Consider the following 17,488-nt stretch of genomic DNA (forward strand, 5'->3'; position numbering starts at 1 on the left):
GCCCAGGACCCCCCGGTCAGAAATACGTGCGGATGTAGTCCGTGACCGTCCCGTCCCCCTCCACCAGGGGAATCAGCTGCCACTTGTCGAACGCCGTGCACGGGTGCGACAGGCCCATGCCGAGCCAGTCGCCCACGGCGAGGTCCGCCTCCGGGGACGTCCGGAGCCACCCGTGCTGGTCGGAGAGGCCGGAGACCGTCACCCCGGTCGCGGCCCGCTCCACGCCGTCCCGCCGCACGACCTGCGCCTCCGGCAGATCCAGGTCGTACGCCGCGTCCCGCTTCCCCGCGTTGGTGAACGCCTGCTCCGCGGACGGCCGCGACACCACCTGCGCCCAGAGCCGGAAGGCCGGCTCCAGCGCGCCCTCCTCCGGGACCCGGTTGAACGGCGTCAGATGCCGGTAGTGGCCGTCGTCGTGCGAGACGTACGCACCCGAACGCAGCAACTTCAGAACGGGAACGGAGAGTTCGGGGATCTCCGCGAAGACCGCGGCGACCGCGTCGAACCACGCGCTGCCGCCCGCGCTGACCACGACCTCCGGCAGATCCGCGAAGCGCCCCGCCTTGTCGAACTCGGCGAGCAGCCCGACGAGCCGGCGCAGCCACGCCGTGACCGTCTCCGTGGACGCCTCCGGCACCTCGCCCTCGTACCCGGCGATGCCCACGAGCCGCAGCGTGTCCGCGCCCGCGACCGCGTTGGCGATCTCGAAGCACTCGGCCTCGGTCCGCGCGCCGGTGCGGGCGCCCTCGCCCGCGGCCAGCTCGACGACCACGTCGACGGGGCGCGTGGCGCCCGCCTCGCTGAGGGCGGCGTGCATCAGCTCGACGCCGCGCACGGAGTCGACGTAGCAGACGAAGCGGAAGGAGGGGTCGGCGTCGAGCTCGGCGGCGAGCCAGCGCAGGGCCGCCGCGTCGACGAGTTCGTTGGCGAGGAAGATCCGGCCGATGCCGAACCGCCGTGCCACGCGCACCTGGTGGGGGACCGCCAGCGTGATGCCCCAGGCGCCGCGCTCCTGTTGGCGGGCGAACAGCTGCGGGGCCATCGACGTCTTGCCGTGCGGGGCGAAGGCGAGGCCGTGCCGCTCGGCGTAGGTCTCCATGAGCGCGAGGTTGTGCTCCAGGCGCTCGGCGGAGAGGGCGAGGACCGGGGTGGTGAAGCCGCCCGTGAAGAGGTTCCTGCGCTGGGCCGCGAGCTCGCCGACGGTCAGGCCCTCGGCGTCCGGCGGCAGTCCCTTGAAGCGGTGGTCGACCCGCTCGTCCGCGAGTGCGGCCAGCGGATCGGCGGGACGTTCGACGGCGTTGTCGGCGGCCATGGGCGCCTCCTCCAGGAGTGCGTTGCATCATCTGCAACAGTCATTGCGTATGTCGCTTACTGCTGTCTAACATCCGAGCCAACGCCGGGTCAACGGATCCGGAGAGTCGGTTGAGGGGCTGGAAGATCGTGACCGCAGAGGCAGCCGCACCGGGAGCCGCGAAGGCGCCCGCACGGGCAGCAGTGGACGTCGTGGCACTCGGCGAGTCCATGGTGACCTTCCTGCCCGCCCGGCCCGGCCGCCTCGCCGACGTGCCCTCCTTCGACCGCGGGATCGGCGGCGCCGAGTCCAACGTCGCCTGCGCGCTCGCCGCCGCCGGGCACACCGCCCGCTGGGTCAGCCGCGTCGGCGCCGACGGCTTCGGCGACCACCTCGTCGAGACGATCGCCCGCTACGGCGTGGACACCTCCGCCGTCGGCCGCGACCCGCACCGCCCCACCGGCATCTACTTCCGCACCGCCGACGACCGCGACACCGACACCCACGAGGTCGTCTACTACCGCGCGGGCTCCGCCGCCTCCGCCATGTCGCCCGGCTCCGTCGACGAGGACGCGCTCACCTCGGGCCGCATCCTGCACCTGTCCGGCATCACGCCCGCGCTCTCCGCCGACTGCCTGGCGCTCGTCCGCCACCTCTGCGCCCGGCGCGCCGGCCGCGGCCCGCTCGTCTCCTTCGACGTCAACCACCGCCCGGGGCTGTGGAAGGGCGCGGGCGCGGGCCCGGACGTCCTGCTCGACCTCGCCCGCGGCGCCGACCTCGTCTTCGTCGGCGAGGACGAGGCCGCCGCGGCCTGGGGCGTGACCGGCGGCCCGGACGCCGTCCGCGCCGCCCTGCCCGAGCCCGCCACCCTCGTCGTCAAGCAGGGCAGCCGCGGCGCCACCGTCTACGGCCACGGCGAGGACCCCGTCTTCCAGCGCGCCCTGCGCGTGGACGTCGTCGCGCCCGTCGGCGCAGGCGACGCCTTCGCCGCCGGATTCCTCTCCGCCACCCTGCGCGGCCTGCCCGCGGCGCACCGTCTGCGGCACGGCCACCTCATGGCCGCCGCCGCGCTCACCGTCCCCGGCGACCTCGCCACTCCGCCCGCCCGTGCACACGCCGACCGCCTCGCCGCCCTGGACGACGCCGCCTGGGAGACACTTCGTCTCGGCCCCGGCTGGACGGACCGCGTCCCGGAGGACACCGAGGCCGAGGAGGAGGTACGTACCCCATGAGCCAGACCGTCGACCGCGCGCTCTCGATCCTGCCGCTGCTCGCCGAGGGCCCCGCCGACCTGGGGCAGGTCGCCGACCGCCTCGGCGTCCACAAGTCCACGGCGCTCCGGCTGCTGCGCACCCTCCTGGAGCACGGTCTCGTCTTCCGCCAGTCCGACCAGCGCTACCGCCTCGGCGCCCGCCTGTTCGCGCTCGCCCAGGAGGCCGTCGAGAACCTCGACGTACGCGAGATCGCCCACCCCCACCTCCTCGCCCTCAACGAGAAGTGCGGCCACACGGTCCACCTCGCCGTCTACGAGGAGCAGGAAGTCGTCTACATCGACAAGGTCGAGAGCCGCTACCCGGTGCGGATGTACTCCCGCATCGGCAAGCCGGTGGCCATCACCGTCGCCGCCGTCGCCAAGCTGCTGCTCTCCGACTTCCCGGAGGCCGAGCGCCGCGCCATCGCGGAGAAGCTCGACTACCCCACCTACACGTCCCGTTCGACGCCCAACGCCGCTGCCTTCCTCAGGGAGCTGGACAAGGTGCGCGAACAGGGCTGGGCCACCGACCTCGGTGGCCACGAGGAGTCCATCAACTGCATCGGGGCCCCCATCCGCGGTGCGGACGGGCGCGTCGTCGCCGCCATGTCGGTCTCCGCGCCGAACGTCGTCGTCACCGCCGAGGAACTCCTCACCCTGCTCCCGCTGGTCCGCCGCACGGCGGACGCCATCAGCCGGGAGTACTCCGGCGCGGTGCCGGATTCGAAGAACACCCCTCTCAAGGAAGCCTGATCAGCCCATGACCGAGAAGATCGCTCTCACCCCGGCCACCCACACCACCCCGCCCGCGAAGTTCTCCCACGGCGTGAAGAAGGGCAACATCCTTCAGGTCGCCGGTCAGGTCGGCTTCCTCCCGGCCGAGGAGGGCAAGGCCCCCACCCCCGCGGGCCCGACCCTGCGCGAGCAGACCCTGCAGACCTTCGCCAACGTCAAGGCGATCCTCGAAGAGGGCGGCGCGACCTGGGACGACGTGATGATGATGCGCGTCTACCTCACGGACGTGGACCACTTCGCCGAGATGAACCAGATCTACAACGAGTACTTCGAGGAGCAGGGCCTCAAGGCCCCGGCCTCCGCCCGCACCACGGTCTACGTGGGTCTGCCCAAGGGCCTCCTCATCGAGATCGACGCGCTCGCCGTCCTGAGCTGACGCAGCCCGTCCCCTGACTCTCCCCCAGCAAGCCGTACGTCGTCACGGCACGGCGCCTCACCCGCACGAGGCGCCGTGCCGCGATCCCCCCTGCCCCGAAAGCCCCATGCACTTACGAGGTCGACGATGTCCCCGTTCCACACCGCCGTGCTCGCGGCCGCCCCCGCCGCCGAGGAACCACCCCACACCGGCGGTCTCCTCACCCTCATCGACGGCACGGCCGGTCTGCTGACCGTCGCCGCGCTCGGCATCCTCCTTCTGCTCTTCCTGATCATCAAGGTCAGGCTGCAGCCCTTCGTGGCGCTGCTCGCGGTCTCCATAGTCGTCGGCCTCTCGGCCGGGCTCTCGGTCACCGAGCTCTTCGGCACCGTCCAGAAGTCCGACGCCGTCTCGGTCATCGAATCCGGCATGGGCGGCATCCTCGGCCATGTGGCGATCATCATCGGCCTCGGCACGATGCTCGGCGCGATCCTGGAGGTCTCCGGCGGCGCCGAGGTCCTCGCCTCCCGGCTGCTCGGCCTCTTCGGCGAGAAGCGCGCCCCGCTCGCGATGGGCCTGACGGGCCTCATCTTCGGCATCCCCGTCTTCTTCGACGTCGGCATCTTCGTCCTCGCGCCGATCGTGTACGCGGCGGCCAAGCGCTCCGGCAAGTCGATCCTGCTCTACTGCCTCCCCCTGCTCGCGGGTCTGTCCATGACCCACGCGTTCCTGCCCCCGCACCCCGGCCCGGTGGCCGCCGCCGGTCTGCTCAAGGTCGACCTCGGCTGGGTCATCCTCATGGGCATCGTCTGCGGCATCCCCGCCGTCCTCGCCGCCTGGGTCTTCTCCGCGTGGATCGGCAAGCGCATCTTCGTGCCCGTGCCGCAGGACATGGTCGAGGCCGCCGACGAGGCGAAGGCCGCGGTCGTCGCCGAGCAGCGCGCGGCCGGTGTGCAGCCGAGCGAGAAGCCGGTCCCGCTGGGCACGGTCTTCGCGATCATCGGTACGCCGCTCCTGCTCATCCTGCTCGCGACGTTCTCCTCGATCGCCTTCGACCCCTCCACGTTCCGCTCGGTCATCGAGTTCTTCGGCAGCCCCTTCGTCGCCCTGACGATCGCGCTGCTCATGGCGTACTACCTGCTGGGCATCCGGCGCGGCTGGTCCCGCAAGTCCCTGGAGACGGTGTCGACCTCGTCCCTCAAGCCGGTCGGCAACATCCTCCTGGTGGTCGGCGCGGGCGGCATCTTCGGCGCCGTCCTCAAGGCCAGCGGCGTCGCCAAGGCCCTCTCGGACACCTTCCAGGACGTGGGCCTGCCGGTCATCGTCCTCGCCTACCTGCTCTCCCTGATCCTGCGCGTGGCCCAGGGCTCGGCGACGGTCGCGATCGTCACGACGGCCGGCATCGTCGCCCCCCTCCTCGCCGAGGGCGACTACTCCCAGGCCTTCGTCGCCCTGGTCATCATGGCCATCTCGGCGGGCTCCATCTTCGCCTCGCACGTCAACGACGGCGGCTTCTGGATGGTCGCCAAGTACTTCGGCATCTCCGAGCGGGACACGCTGAAGACGTGGACGGTCCTTGAGTCGGTCCTCTCGATCGCCGGGTTCGCGGTGGCCGCGGTGGTGAGCCTGTTCGTCTAGGGCTCCTCCCGCCCGGGGTGACCGTCCGCGGACGGTCACCCCGGGCGCCCCGTTCCCGACCCGTAACTGCCCTTCCCGCGACCGGAGTTCGACCGGCGCCTCGTGTGCAATGGATCCCGGAGGGTGAACCGAACGGGCTTGTGATGCGGGTGACCCGGTGCGATCCTTGCCGCCATGTCAGCCGCACCTCGCCTGCCCGACTACGGATCAGTGCTCGAGGAGGTGAGGAGAGTGCGGCGGGCCGGTGTCGTCAGGCTGCGTGAGATCGATGTGCCGGAACTGCGGCGCATCGCCGGGCAACTCCCGGGCGCCGACGGCGAGTCCACCGGCACCACGGTCGAGGGGCTGCTGCGCACCGCCGTCATCGGGATCGGCGGAGGCAGCCTCCAGACCGCCGCCGAGTACACCCTGGGCCTCGCCCAGGGCACCCGCGACTGGCCGGCCGCCGACCGCAGACGACGGGCCGCGCAGGTCTACGGCGTCAGCGTGGAACGGTTCCGCAAGCACCACGAGCTGATGGTGCTCGGCCAGATCGCAGAGCGCGTCGTCGCGCTCGCCGTGACCGCGCCCGCGCGCGCCGACGGCACCGCCCTGGCCCCGCTGCCCGCCGCGCACCGCGAGATCCGGCTGTCCCTGCACGGCCGGAGCGTCGTCCTCACCGTGCACGTCCACTCGGTGGACCTGCTGCGCGACGTCGACGTCGTCGTCTCGCCCTCCAACACGTACTTCGCGCTGCCCGCCGCGTACAAGTCGTCGGTCTCGGCGACCCTGCGGCGGGCCGGCGCCCTCAAGGACCCGGCGGGGGGCCTCGTCGAGGACCACGTCCACGACGAGCTACGGGGGTGGGCCGCCCGGCACGGGACACCGGGCCGGGCGGCCCTGCCGGGCACCGTCGTCGCCACCTCCTCCGGGGCCCTCGCCGGCCAGGGCGTGCGGCGCATCTACCACGTGGCCGTGGCCGCGCCCCGGCCCGAGTCCAACGACTACGACGTGCAGCCCGCCGACATCACGCGCGGCGTGGCCCGCGCCTTCGCGCTGCTCGCCGAGGAGGCGCGGACGAGTGAGCCGCCGCTCACCTCCATCGCGCTGCCGCTGCTCGGCGCGGGCCGTGGGGGGCTCCCGCCGCTGGAGAGCTTCGGCGCGCTGTGGACGGCCGTGGAGGCCGAACTCGCCCGCGGCGCCGACTGGGACATCCACTTCGTCGTACGCCGCCACGCGCGCGCCGACCTCATCGAGAGGCTGCTCGCGGGCCTCGCAGACCGGGGGAATCCGTGAATCCGTACGCCGTGCTCGCGGCCGCCGCCGCGCTCTGGGACCGCATCGCCGACCGGCTCGACCAGCCGCTGCGCGACCGCCTCGCCGCGCTCCTCGGCGTCGTGCGCGGCAGAGGCGACGAGGCGGCCCGGCGCGACGCGGCCGACCGGGCGGCGGGGCTGCTGCGGGAGCGGCTGCCGGACGAGTTCGGCGCGGGCGGCGGGGCGCGCCTGACCCCGGACACGCTGCCGGACGCCGGCGCCGAGGACCTCAGCTACCAGGGGTTCCGCGTCGAGGACCTCGCCGTACTCCTGATCGACGGCCACCGCATGGTCGGGCCGGTGCTCGGCCCGGTCCGCGAACGGCTGCTCGCCGCGCCCGCGCTGGACGCCGACACCGTGCTGCGGCACGGCGGCAACCCCTTCGCGCCCGAGCTGATCCGGCTCCCCGGCGCCGGCGGGCTGCCGCGGCTGCCGCGCTTCCAGTTCTCCGAGGACGCGATGCCCTGGCTGATCGTCCTGGAGGTCAACACCCTGCTCACCGCCGACCGCGACCCCTGGGGGGCGGCCGACTGGTGGCTGTCGGTCAACGCCTGGCTCGGCACCCCGCCCGCCGACCTCCTCGGCACCGGCCGCGACCGTCAACTCGTGGACACCGCACGCTTCTTGATGGAGGGTGAGTAGCCGTGCCCCACTACCGCCCGCCCGAGGAGCTGACCGCCAGCCCCACCAAGGTCACCCTGGCGCGCGGCACCGTCCTGCACCGCGTGCACGCCACGCGCCGGCCCGGCACCGCCTTCAACCCGCGCCCCGCGCACTGCCTCTACGGCGGCGGCCGCTTCGACGCCACGCCCTGCGACCCGTACGGCTTCCTCTACGCCGGGCTCAACCGCGAGGCCGCGGTCTGCGAGACGCTGCTGCGCTCGCTGCCGTTCGACCCGTCGGGCGCCCCGCGCCTGCTGCCGCGCGTGAGCATGCGGGGCCGGCGCCTGACCACGCTGCGGCTCACCGCCGAGGTCACCGTCGTCTCCCTGATGACCGCGCAGGACCTGGCCGGCGTCCACCAGGACGGCTGGCTCGTGCAGACCGAGGCGGCCGACTACGCCTACACGCGCGACTGGGCCCACTGGATCCGCCACCACACCGACCCCTGGGCGCAGGGCTTCGTCTGGCCCTCCAAGCGGGAGCCCGGCGACCGCACGGTCGTCCTCTTCGGCGACCGCTGCCCGCGCGGTGTCGTCGACGCCGTCGAGGACACCGCGATCGACTTCGACATGGCCGAGGGCGAGGAGTGGCTCGACTCGGTGCTGCGGCTGTATCACGCGCGGGTCGCGCCCTGAGGACTACGGCACGACCGTCCGCACCGGGATGACGCGGGTCGTCCAGCGCCCCGGCGCGCCCGCGCCGACCCGCCTGAACTCCCGTACCGCGTGCGGCCGCAGGCGCAGCACCCCGTCGTCGGTCGTGAACCGGTCGGCGCGGGCCCCGGCGCCCCGCGGGTCCCACGCGGGCAGCTGGAACGGCAGCGTGTTCAGCTCGCCCTCGGCGACGACGAGCTTGAGCCAGTCCCGTGCCTGCGCGCCCGGCACGGCGGGCCTGCCGTGCGGCAGGGACAGCTGCACCGGCTCGCCGTCCAGCGCGTGGCCGGTGCCGCCGGGCCCGATGAAGTGGCCCGGGTACAGCGCCGGGTCGGCGGCGTAGCGGTCGGTCAGGTCGAGGAGCAGGCACCACAGGGTCCTGTCGGGGGAGCGGTTGTGCAGCCGGACGGTGACGAGGGGGCCCTGTGGTCCCTCGGGACCGTGCGTGTAGGGGCAGACGATCTCCCCGCTGCCGTCGGGCAGGAGCGGCCCGCCGTCCGGCGCGTCCCACGGCGTGATCTCCACCCGGACCAGGCCGTCCAGGAGCGAGGGCCGTGGCGTGAGGTCCCGCAGCTGGTGCCAGCGCGCGAGGTGGGCGAGGCAGTCGGCGACGCGCCCGGCGTCCGCGCGGCCCGTCAGTGGCAGCGGCTCGACGAACGGGGTGCCGTCGCGGCGCAGCACGTGCGCCGACGGGCCGCGCACCACCACCCGGAAGTGCAGGTCGGCGGCCTCCTGGGCGGTGGCCACCACCTGTAGGAGAGGGGAGACGGCGCCGACGGCGTCGTACAACACCGAGGAGAGTTCCGGGCGTTCGGCGGTGTCGAGCGCCGCCGTCGCCGGTGCGGCGGCGAGCGCCGAGAGCGCCACCGGGTAGACCCGCCCGGCGGACGGCGTCCAGTCCACGGGGTCGACGAGGGTGCGGTGGCCGTGCACGGTCCGGGCCCGGACGACACCGGGGGGAGCCGCCGCATCGGGCAGTCCTGCTTCGGCGAGCACCGTGAACTCCGTCCCCGAGGCGCCCGCGCCCTCCCGCAGCCCGTGCCCGCTGCCGCAGTCCACCTCCCAGCCGGCCGGCCCGTACCGCAGCAGATGCGTACTGGGGGTGCGGGCGACGGCGCCGCCCAGGAACGGCCGGTCGGCCACGCCGTCGGCCTCCGGCGGATACAGCACCGGCTGCTGGGTGCCTCCGGCGCGCTGCAGCCGGGCGTCGGCGGCCGCCAGGATCCGGCGGTACGTCGCGTCGGGCCCCGCCTCCCGCAGGACGCCGAGCAGCGCGTGCGTGAACGCGCCGTGCCTGCGGCCCCCGAAGTACCCCTCGTACGACAGCTGGTTGAGCCTGCTGGCGGCCAGCAGCACATGGCGCGGCGGGCCGTCGGGGACCACCGCCTCGCGCGCCCCGGAGGCCGGAGCGAGATCCCATCCCGGCGCCGGCGGCGCGCAGCGGGCGGTCAGGTCCGCGTCCCGCGTCGCGCCTCCCGAGTAGCAGCAGTCGAGGACGGCGGCGGTGTGCGCGCCGTCGGCCGCGACCGCGTCGAGCAGGGCGCCCAGCCGCTTGTCGGACAGCGGTCCGTCCACGCAGACGACGGCCTGGTTGCGGCCCGTTGCCTCGACGAGCAGGTCCGCGCCCGTGGCCCGGGACTGCGTGCCGTGCCCGGAGAACCAGAACAGCGCCGTGTCGTCCGGGCCCGCCGCGCCCAGGTGGCGCTCGATCGCGTCCGTGACGGCGGCGGTCGTCGCGTCGGCGTTCAGCAGCACCCTTACGTCCGCCGAGCCGCCCGTGCGGTCGGTGAGCAGCCGCCGGGCCTCCGTGACGTCGTTGACGCATCCGGTGAGCGGCGACGGCGCCGTGTGCGACGGATAGTCGTCGACGCCCACCAGGAGCGCGTAGATCTTCCCCATGGCGCAGAGTCTGGCAGCGCGCCGGGCCGCCCGCAGCCCGCGGCCGGGCGTCAACAGGCCGTCTTCCGGCCGGAGTCGGGGCGAGCGCTCATCCGCACGTCTCGCGGAAGGGCACGTCGGGGATGCGCTCGGCCCAGTCGTCGGCGGAGAAGCCCCCCTCCGCCCGCCCGCACACCCGGTCCACCAGATACGCGTGGTCGACGCGGTAGGCGAAGGACGGCGTGTGGGCGCCCGTGGCCAGGACCGTCGCGCCGTCGCGGCTGAAGGCGAGGGCGCGGACCGCGTCGCCGGGCGTGGGCAGGGAGGAGACCAGGAGGCGGCTGGAGGGGATGTCGTACAGCGCGACGCGGCCGCCGTCGTCGCCCACGGCCAGCGTCGTGCCGTCCCGGCTGAACGCCAGCGCGGTCACCGGGGACCCGGTGCCGTCGCCCGTCACAGTGAACGTGCCGGGCAGGTCGGCGATCAGCCGGGTGCCGTCGCCGTTCCACAGGGCGACCCGGCCGGTGCTCCCGCCGCCCGCGAGCAGGGTGCTGTCGGGGCTGAACGCGTAGCGGTGGGCTCCCTGCGACGCGAGTGGGGAGCGGGCGGGCCTGCGGCCCGAGGGGAGCCGGAACAGCCCCCCGCCGTCCGCGGCGTACGCGTCGTCCGGGCGGACCACCAGATGACCGGGGCCCGGTGAGACTCCGTTCAGCGCGACGGGCGCGGCCTCGGCCGAGGCACCCGTGCGCAGCTCCGTCTGTTCGAGACTCCTGCCGCTCTCGCGGCGGGCCAGCAACGCGCCGCCGTCCGCCGTCAGGGCGAGGTCGGTCACGTCCTCCTCCCTGCGGCCCGCGCGGGCCAGCACGTGCCGGCTCCGCTCGCGTCCCTCCCGTACGTCCCACACGCGCACGGTCTGCGGACGGTCGCGGCTGTCGTAGTCGTGGCGGGCCCGGATGCCGTGGGCCAGCCGGCGCCCGTCGGCGCTGAACGACATCAGGACGTCGCAGCTGCGCTCCGCCCGGTCCACCTCGCCCGGCCCGGACAGGCCGCAGTCCTCGGCGGCGAGCTGGCGGGCCCGCGCGCTGGAGCGGGTGGGGCGCAGCTCGAAGCGCATCCGTCCGCCGTCCCTGCGGGCCACCGCGAGCTGCTCGCCGTCGGGACCGTACTGCGCCTCGACGACCGCGTCGCGCCGCCAGGCCGGGGTCAGGGCGTTGCCGAGCGCGAGCGTGCGCACGGTCGTGCCGTCCTCGACGTAGCGGACGGCGCGGCCCTGGGTGTCGATGCGCAGCTGCGCGGCGGAGCCGCCGTTGAGGGAGTGCCGGTAGACCGGCCGCCGCGGGTCGGCGGTGCGCCACACGAGGACCTCCTCGTCGGTGGTCACGCCGAGGAACGCGCCGTCCGCGCTGAACGCGACGCTCGCGTGGACCGGCGAGAGGCGCCACGACGTCCCCCGCGCGAGGTCCCAGGCGCGTGCGGTGTCCCCGACCGAGGCCAGGAACCGGCCGCCCGGGTCGAGGACGACGAGGTGCCCGAGCCGTCGGCTCCCGCACACCGCCCGCCGCTCCCCGGGCGAGAGTTCCGGCCGCGGGGCGGGGGACCGCCCGTCGACGGAGTGGATCTCCAGCGCCTGCGGGCCGCCGGGCTCGACGGCCCGGCAGAACGCCAGGACCCGGTCGTCGCGGCCGAGGACGGCCTCGGCGATGTCCGCGTACGGGGTGAGGGCGACGCGGCGGACGACACGGCCGCTCACCGTCTCCCGTACGCGGACGGAGCCGAGGTCGTGGACGACGAGGTGGCGTCCGGTGGGGGAGAAGACCGGCGGTGCGTACGGCGAGGAGAACGCGGGAGCCACGGGGGCCGCGGACCGTGCGTCGTACACCCGGGACCGGCCGCCCTCGCCCAGCACGAGCCGCCGCCCGTCCGCCGACAGGGCCTGCGCGTGCCGGCCCCGGTGCCGGATCCGGCCCACCCGCTCGTGCCGCACGACGTCCCACACGTGGACGTCGCGCCCGTCCCGCGTGAGCACGACGCGGCCGTCGGCGCTGAGGTGCGCGCCGCGGAACCCGTCGTCGGCCTCGCCCGCCGGCGGGCGGAACGCGTCCTGTTCGGGCTGGGCCGCCGAGGCCATCAGCGCCGCCTCGGCCTCGGGGCCCGGATGCAGGCGCCAGGCCGCCACGCTCATCCGCATCGCCTCCACCGGGTGGGTGTAGCGCAGGCTCTCCGCGCGGGAGGCGAGCCGGCGCGAGGCCGCCTCGACGTCCCGCCGGACGCGGTCCTCGTGCTGCAGCCAGGCGGTGACACCGGCGAGCAGCGCCAGGACCGTGAGCACCACGAGACCCACGCGGGCGCCGCGCCGTCTGCGCGCGTGCCGCCCCTCGGCCGCGCGGGACGCCGTGAGGAAGCGCCGCTCCGGCGTCGCCGCGCCCAGGTGCGTGCCGGACAGCGCCTCGGTGGCCAGGGCCAGTTGGGTGCCGCGGTAGAGCGCCGCCGGGTCGTGGCCGCAGCCCGCCCAGGCCTCGGCGGCCTCGGTGAGCCGCTGCCGGTCGCGCAGCCGCGCCCGGTCGGCGTCGATCCACTCGCGCAGCCGGGGCCACGCCGACAGGAGCGCCTCGTGGGCGAGTTGCACGCCGTCGGCGTCCAGCGTCAGCAGCCGGGCCCCGGCGAAGGCGGCGACGACGCGCCGCGTGGTGTCCGCGCCGGGCACCAGGGCGGCCAGGTGGTCGGGGGTGACGCGCCGCCGGGTGCCCTGTCCGCCGGGCCCGATGCGGACCAGGCCGAGCAGTACGTGCCGGGCCGCGGTGCGCTCGGCGGGGCTGAGTCCGCAGTACACCCGCTCGGCGCTCGCCTCGACGGCGCCGCGGATGCCGCCGGTGAGCCGGTAGGCGGCGACGCTCATCAGGCCGTCCCGCTCGTCGCGCCGCTGCCAGGTGGCCAGGAGCGCGTGGGCCAGCAGGGGCAGCGTCCCGGCGTCGTGCGGCGGCGCGGTGTCGCCGTGGACGCCGAGGTCGGCCAGGAGGAGGTCGCCGAGGCCGGGGTCGAGGACGAGGCCCGCGCGCTCGGCCGGACCCTCGATGGCCTCGCGCAGCTCGTCGCGGGACATCGGCCCGAGCGGCAACTGCCCGTCGCGCAGCGCGGCGACCAGGCGCGGGTGCTCCAGACAGGCGGCGTAGAAGTCGGCGCGGACGCCGATGACGACCAGGACCGGCGGCCGCCCGGAGCCCTCGGCGGGCGTGGCGGGCGCGCACAGGAGGTCGATGAAGCACCGCCGCTCCGCCTCGTCGGCGCACAGCGTGAACACCTCCTCGAACTGGTCGGCGACCAGCACGAGTCCGCCGCGCCCGCGCCGGGCGGCGGCGACCAGCTCCCGTACCGAAGCGGCGTACGCCTCCGGAGAGCCGTCGTCGTCCGCGGTCCGCGGCGGCCCCTGGTCCGCTCCCTCGGCGAGCACCTCGGTGAGCGCCGCGGCGAGGCCGTCGAGGGGGCGGGCCCCCGGCGCGAAGCAGACCACCGGCCACGACCGCGAGCCCGGCACCGGCAGCGCCCCGCGCGCCACCGCCGGGCCGAGCCCGGCGCGCAGCAGCGAGGACTTGCCCGCCCCCGAGGGCCCGACGACCACCACGGGACCCGGCGCGCGCAGCCGTTCGGCGAGGCGGGACACCAGCGCGGCGGTGGCCCGTTCACGGCCGAAGAACCACGCGGCGTCCTGCGCGCCGAAGGCGGCGAGGCCGGGGTAGGGGCACGGGCCCCGGCCCGGCCCGGCGGCCCGGGGCGGGGCGAGGGCGATCAGTTCGCCGCCGGCCTCCAGCGCCTCGTCACAGCCGCGGGCCAGCTCGGCGGTGGGGGGCTTCTGCCCGTTCTCGACCTTGCTCAGATAGCCCCTGCTGTAGTGCGCGGCGCGGGAGAGATCGGCGAGCGACATGCCCCGGTCGGCCCGCAGCCGCCGCAGGCACGCGCCGAAAGTCTCCTCCTGGCGAGGGCGAAAGCCCAGGTCAGCTGGTGTTTCCCGTTTCCCGTCGGACAAGGCGACAGGCACCTCCTTGGCGGGCTGCGCCGGGTGCCCCACGCTGAGACCCGGCAACGCTGCGTCACCGGAAAGCTACGCAGAGATGCCGTCGGGTGTGGCCGTTCCGCACCCGCCACCTCCTATGGAGTGATCGACTCCACCCACGAAAGGGACCCGTCATGCGTGTACGCAGCGCCCTGCGCAAGGCCTTCCTCGCGACCACCGCGTGTCTCGCGCTGGCCGCGGCCGCCCCCTCGCCCGCCGCCGCGGACGACATCCGGGCCGAGGCCGACCGCATCATGAACCTCAACCGCATCGACTTCGTCAACCACCCGAAGAACCCGCCGTTCGACTGGAGCAACGACGGCTGCACGTGGTGGCCGGACGGCATCTTCTTCGAGGCGTGCGCCCAGCACGACTTCGGCTACCGCAACTACGGCAACCACGGCGCGCTGAAGCTGAGCCCCACGCCGGAGACCAAGGCCTGGATCGACGAGCACTTCTGGCACCAGATGCGCGCCTCCTGCCTGGAGACCCACCCGGCGGGAGCCACCCAGGACCTCTGCCTGGGTGAGGCGAAGCTCATGTACGACGGCCTGCGGGCCGGCGTCGCCGACGGCGCGTTCTACTAGGAGCGGGCCTGCTGCCGCGACGCCCGAGGCACGGTGGCCCCGGACCCTGGTCGGGTCCGGGGCCGCCGCGCACCACCCGTCGGTTCAGCTCGTGCAGTACTGCTGTTCCTTGCCGATCGAGCGGTACATGCAGTCCGAGTTCTCCAGGAGCTGCAGCACCGCGTCGCGGTTGCGCGAGGTCTCCCGCTCGATGACCTCGTCGGGCGGGTAGAAGCCGCCGCCCCCGGCGGACGACGGATACATCTCGAAGGTGTAGCTGAAGATCTTCTGGTCGCCCCAGAGCCAGTCGTTGATCGACCCGTCCGTGATGTAGAGGTCACTGGACTGCTCGGGCGTGTAGCCGTTGCTCGCGGCCATCTTCCGGCCGACGGCGGCGTGGGCGTCGCGGTCGTCCTGGGTCAGGCCGGGGCCCGTGTCGCTGTAGGTGTAGCCGTAGGGCCACAGGACCAGCTCGCTGTACGTGTGGAAGTCGATGGACGCCTTGATCTGCTGCTTGCCGCCGACGATGCGGCTGCGCACGAAGTTCGAGACGACCTTGACCTCGGGGGCCGACGCGGCGCTCGGGCCGCGGTAGGTCTCGGAGCCCGTGGAGCCCGACGAGCCGCCGCAGCAGCCCCACCGGTAGGCCCAGTTGCGGTTGAGGTCGGTGCCGACGTTCGACGAACCGCTGTTGGGCTGGCGGTTCTTGCGCCAGCTGCGGTAGGAGCCGGTCGCGATGTCGTACTCGCCGCCGTCCGGGTTGAGGTCCGGCACGATCCAGATCTCGCGCCCGTCGACCATCTTCTTGATCCGCGCGTCGGTGGCGTAGTCGTCGCCGAGCTCGCGCAGCAGGTAGAGGGCCATCTCCACCGTCAGGTGCTCGCGCGCGTGCTGGTGGTGGGTGAACAGGACCTCGGGCTCGGCCTCGTCGGTGCCGACGTTGTCGCTGACCTTGATGGCGACGATGTCGCGGCCCGAGTAGGACGTGCCGATGACCTTCTTGCTCATGATGTTCGGGTGGGCCGCGATGCGCTGGTCGATCTCCGCGTTCATCTCGGCGTAGTTGTGGTAGCGCGAGTCGGCGGGCGGGAAGTCCTTGGGCTCCACCGCCTTGCCGCCGGTCCGCTTCGGGGGTGCGGCCAGGGCCTTGAGCTCGTAGCCCGACTGCCTCAGCCGCGCGGCCTCCTTGCCGTCGGCGGAGACGACCACCGCGCGGGCGTCGACCTCGTCGATCGCGACGCCGGTGCGGGCGAGCGCGGTGCGCGCGGCGGGGTCGTCGGACAGGGGGATCTCGTACTGGCGGGTCTCCTCGTCGGCCGCGGTCGCCGCGCTCCGGGGGGCCTGGTCGGCGGTGCCCGGTGAGGCGTTGGCGGTGAGGGGGGCCGCCACGGCGAGGGCGAGCGTGGCCGCGAGGGCGGCGGACCGTCTGCCGCGTATGCGAAGTCGCATGAAGTCTCCTCAGGGGTGGGGGCGGTTCAGTGCGACGCGTGCGGTGCGATGCGGTGCGGGTTGCGCGGGCCCATCGTCGAGGCGTGGCATGCCCCCGTCAACGCTGTCTTCGGCCAACCCCCTTGTGCCGCGGGCCGCGATGCGCTTTCTTGATCCGCATGGCTGAAACCACAGGCAGCGGCACCACCGCGGGCGAGTCGACGCCCCGGATGCGCAAGGCGAGTTGGAAGTACGTCGGGCCCGGCATCGTCGTCGCGGCCACCGGCGTCGGCGCGGGCGACCTCGTCGCCACGCTCATCGCGGGCAGCAAGTTCGGCTACACGCTGCTGTGGGCCGCGATCATCGGCTGTCTGGTGAAGATCTCCCTCGCCGAGGCGACGGGCCGCTGGCATCTGGCCACCGGCCGCACCCTCTTCGAGGGCTGGCGCAGCCTCGGCCAGTGGACCACCTACTACTTCGCGGTCTACGTGGTCGTCTGGGGCTTCGTCTACGGCGCCACGGCGATGTCCTCCAGCGCCCTGCCGCTCGTCGCGCTCTTCCCCGACGGGCCGAGCCTGAAGACCTGGGCGATCCTCTGCGGCCTGCTGGGGCTCGCGTTCGTGTGGTTCAACCGGTACGCGGTCTTCGAGAAGGCCATGACCGTCGTCATCGGCATGAAGTTCCTGATCGTCGTGTACGTCGCCATCCGCGTCGCCCCCGACCTCGGCAACGCCGTCGCGGGCCTGGTCCCGGCCCTGCCCGACGGCTCGCTCCTCTACACGCTCGGCCTGATCGGCGGCGTCGGCGGCACCATCACCATGGCCGCGTACGGGTACTGGGTGAACTCCAAGGGCTGGACCGACATCAGCTGGCTCAAGGTGATGCGGCTCGACAACCGCGTCGCGTACATCACCACCGGCGTCTTCGTCGTCGCCATGATGATCATCGGTGCCGAGCTGCTGCACTCCACGAACATCGCCCTCACCTCCGGGGACCGGGGCCTGATCGACCTCGGCGCGGTCCTGGAGGACAAGTTCGGCGCGGTCACCGCGAACCTCTTCCTGATCGGCTTCTTCGCCACGTCCTTCGGGGCCCTGATGGGCGTGTGGCACGGCGTGAGCCTGATGTTCGCGGACTTCGTGGAGCGGCTGCGGCGCGAGCGCGCCGCCACGTCGGGCGCCTCGGGCGAGGGCGCGGGCGCCGGCACGGGTGAGGCCGAGGGCGCGATGGTCGAGGAGGTCGCGGCCGGCAAGCGCGAGAAGTCGCTGCCGTTCCGCGCGTATCTGCTCTGGCTGACGTTCCCGCCGATGGGCCTGCTCTTCCTGGACCAGCCGTTCGGCCTCGTCATCGCCTACGGCGTGCTCGGCGCCTTCTTCATGCCGTTCCTCGCGCTCACGCTGCTGTGGCTCCTCAACTCCTCGCGCACGCCCAAGGAGTGGCGCAACGGCATCGTCAGCAACGTGATGCTGGCGGGCGCCGGGCTGCTGTTCCTGATCCTGTGCGTGCAGCAGGTGCGCGACCTGCCCTGGTGACGCACGCCGGTGACGCGCGGCAGCGCCGCCGGGGGAGCGGCGGCGCTGCGGTTCGCGTGAGCGGTCTTCGGGGGATACGGGGACGGGGTGTGGG

Annotated in this window: 13 protein-coding genes; 9 read left to right on the plus strand and 4 right to left on the minus strand. The window is 74.0% G+C overall.

All coding sequences use genetic code 11. The annotated features are described in order from the left end of the window. Positions 1–16: 16 nt before the first annotated feature. The gene (locus tag AOK22_RS04310; protein ID WP_055697198.1) at positions 17–1,312 is read right to left on the minus strand and encodes an amino acid deaminase; all 1,296 of its coding nucleotides are present in this window, start codon (positions 1,310–1,312) and stop codon (positions 17–19) included. Between the two features lie 209 nt (positions 1,313–1,521). Between AOK22_RS04310 and AOK22_RS04315 the strand changes: the two genes are divergently transcribed. From AOK22_RS04315 to AOK22_RS04345, 7 genes are all read left to right on the plus strand, one after another. Next, positions 1,522–2,523 (plus strand): sugar kinase, encoded by a 1,002-nt coding sequence (locus AOK22_RS04315; protein ID WP_244164691.1) that lies wholly within the window; start codon positions 1,522–1,524, stop codon positions 2,521–2,523. Further along, positions 2,520–3,296, plus strand: coding sequence for an IclR family transcriptional regulator (locus AOK22_RS04320; RefSeq protein WP_055697199.1), 777 nt, complete (start codon positions 2,520–2,522; stop codon positions 3,294–3,296). The genes AOK22_RS04315 and AOK22_RS04320 overlap by 4 nt, the downstream gene beginning before the upstream one ends. Positions 3,297–3,303: 7 nt before the next feature. Beyond that, positions 3,304–3,714 carry a RidA family protein gene (locus tag AOK22_RS04325; RefSeq protein WP_055697200.1) on the plus strand — a complete coding sequence of 137 codons (411 nt, stop codon included), beginning with the start codon at positions 3,304–3,306 and terminating at the stop codon, positions 3,712–3,714. A 126-nt stretch (positions 3,715–3,840) separates the two neighbouring features. Further along, positions 3,841–5,331 carry a GntP family permease gene (locus tag AOK22_RS04330; protein ID WP_055697201.1) on the plus strand — a complete coding sequence of 497 codons (1,491 nt, stop codon included), beginning with the start codon at positions 3,841–3,843 and terminating at the stop codon, positions 5,329–5,331. 174 nt (positions 5,332–5,505) lie between these two features. After that, entirely contained in the window at positions 5,506–6,606 is a 1,101-nt protein-coding gene (locus AOK22_RS04335) for a macro domain-containing protein (protein ID WP_055697202.1), read from the plus strand. After that, a complete protein-coding gene (locus AOK22_RS04340; protein WP_055697203.1) occupies positions 6,603–7,268 on the plus strand; it encodes a hypothetical protein in 666 nt (221 codons plus the stop codon). Before AOK22_RS04335 ends, AOK22_RS04340 begins: the two co-directional genes overlap by 4 nt. Positions 7,269–7,270: 2 nt before the next feature. Continuing rightward, positions 7,271–7,924, plus strand: coding sequence for an RES family NAD+ phosphorylase (locus tag AOK22_RS04345; protein ID WP_055697204.1), 654 nt, complete (start codon positions 7,271–7,273; stop codon positions 7,922–7,924). Between the two features lie 3 nt (positions 7,925–7,927). Here AOK22_RS04345 and AOK22_RS04350 read toward each other — a convergent pair whose 3' ends face one another. Then, on the minus strand, positions 7,928–9,841 hold the full coding sequence (locus AOK22_RS04350) for a caspase family protein (RefSeq protein WP_055697205.1): 1,914 nt from the start codon (positions 9,839–9,841) through the stop codon (positions 7,928–7,930). Between the two features lie 88 nt (positions 9,842–9,929). Next, entirely contained in the window at positions 9,930–13,883 is a 3,954-nt protein-coding gene (locus AOK22_RS41290; protein WP_341845549.1) for an nSTAND1 domain-containing NTPase, read from the minus strand. A gap of 119 nt (positions 13,884–14,002) precedes the next feature. Here AOK22_RS41290 and AOK22_RS04360 point away from each other — a divergent pair, with 119 nt between their 5' ends. After that, positions 14,003–14,455 (plus strand): phospholipase A2, encoded by a 453-nt coding sequence (locus AOK22_RS04360; protein WP_055697207.1) that lies wholly within the window; start codon positions 14,003–14,005, stop codon positions 14,453–14,455. 84 nt (positions 14,456–14,539) lie between these two features. Here the strand turns inward: AOK22_RS04360 and AOK22_RS04365 are convergent, their stop codons facing one another. Then, positions 14,540–15,883 carry a M14 family metallopeptidase gene (locus AOK22_RS04365; protein WP_055697208.1) on the minus strand — a complete coding sequence of 448 codons (1,344 nt, stop codon included), beginning with the start codon at positions 15,881–15,883 and terminating at the stop codon, positions 14,540–14,542. Positions 15,884–16,041: 158 nt separating this feature from the next. Between AOK22_RS04365 and AOK22_RS04370 the strand changes: the two genes are divergently transcribed. Next, complete coding sequence (locus AOK22_RS04370; protein ID WP_055697209.1) at positions 16,042–17,394, plus strand: Nramp family divalent metal transporter; 1,353 nt, start codon at positions 16,042–16,044, stop codon at positions 17,392–17,394. Positions 17,395–17,488: the final 94 nt, after the last annotated feature.

Origin of the sequence: Streptomyces silaceus, from assembly GCF_001419745.1 — a bacterium.
GTDB classification, from domain to species: domain Bacteria; phylum Actinomycetota; class Actinomycetes; order Streptomycetales; family Streptomycetaceae; genus Streptomyces; species Streptomyces silaceus.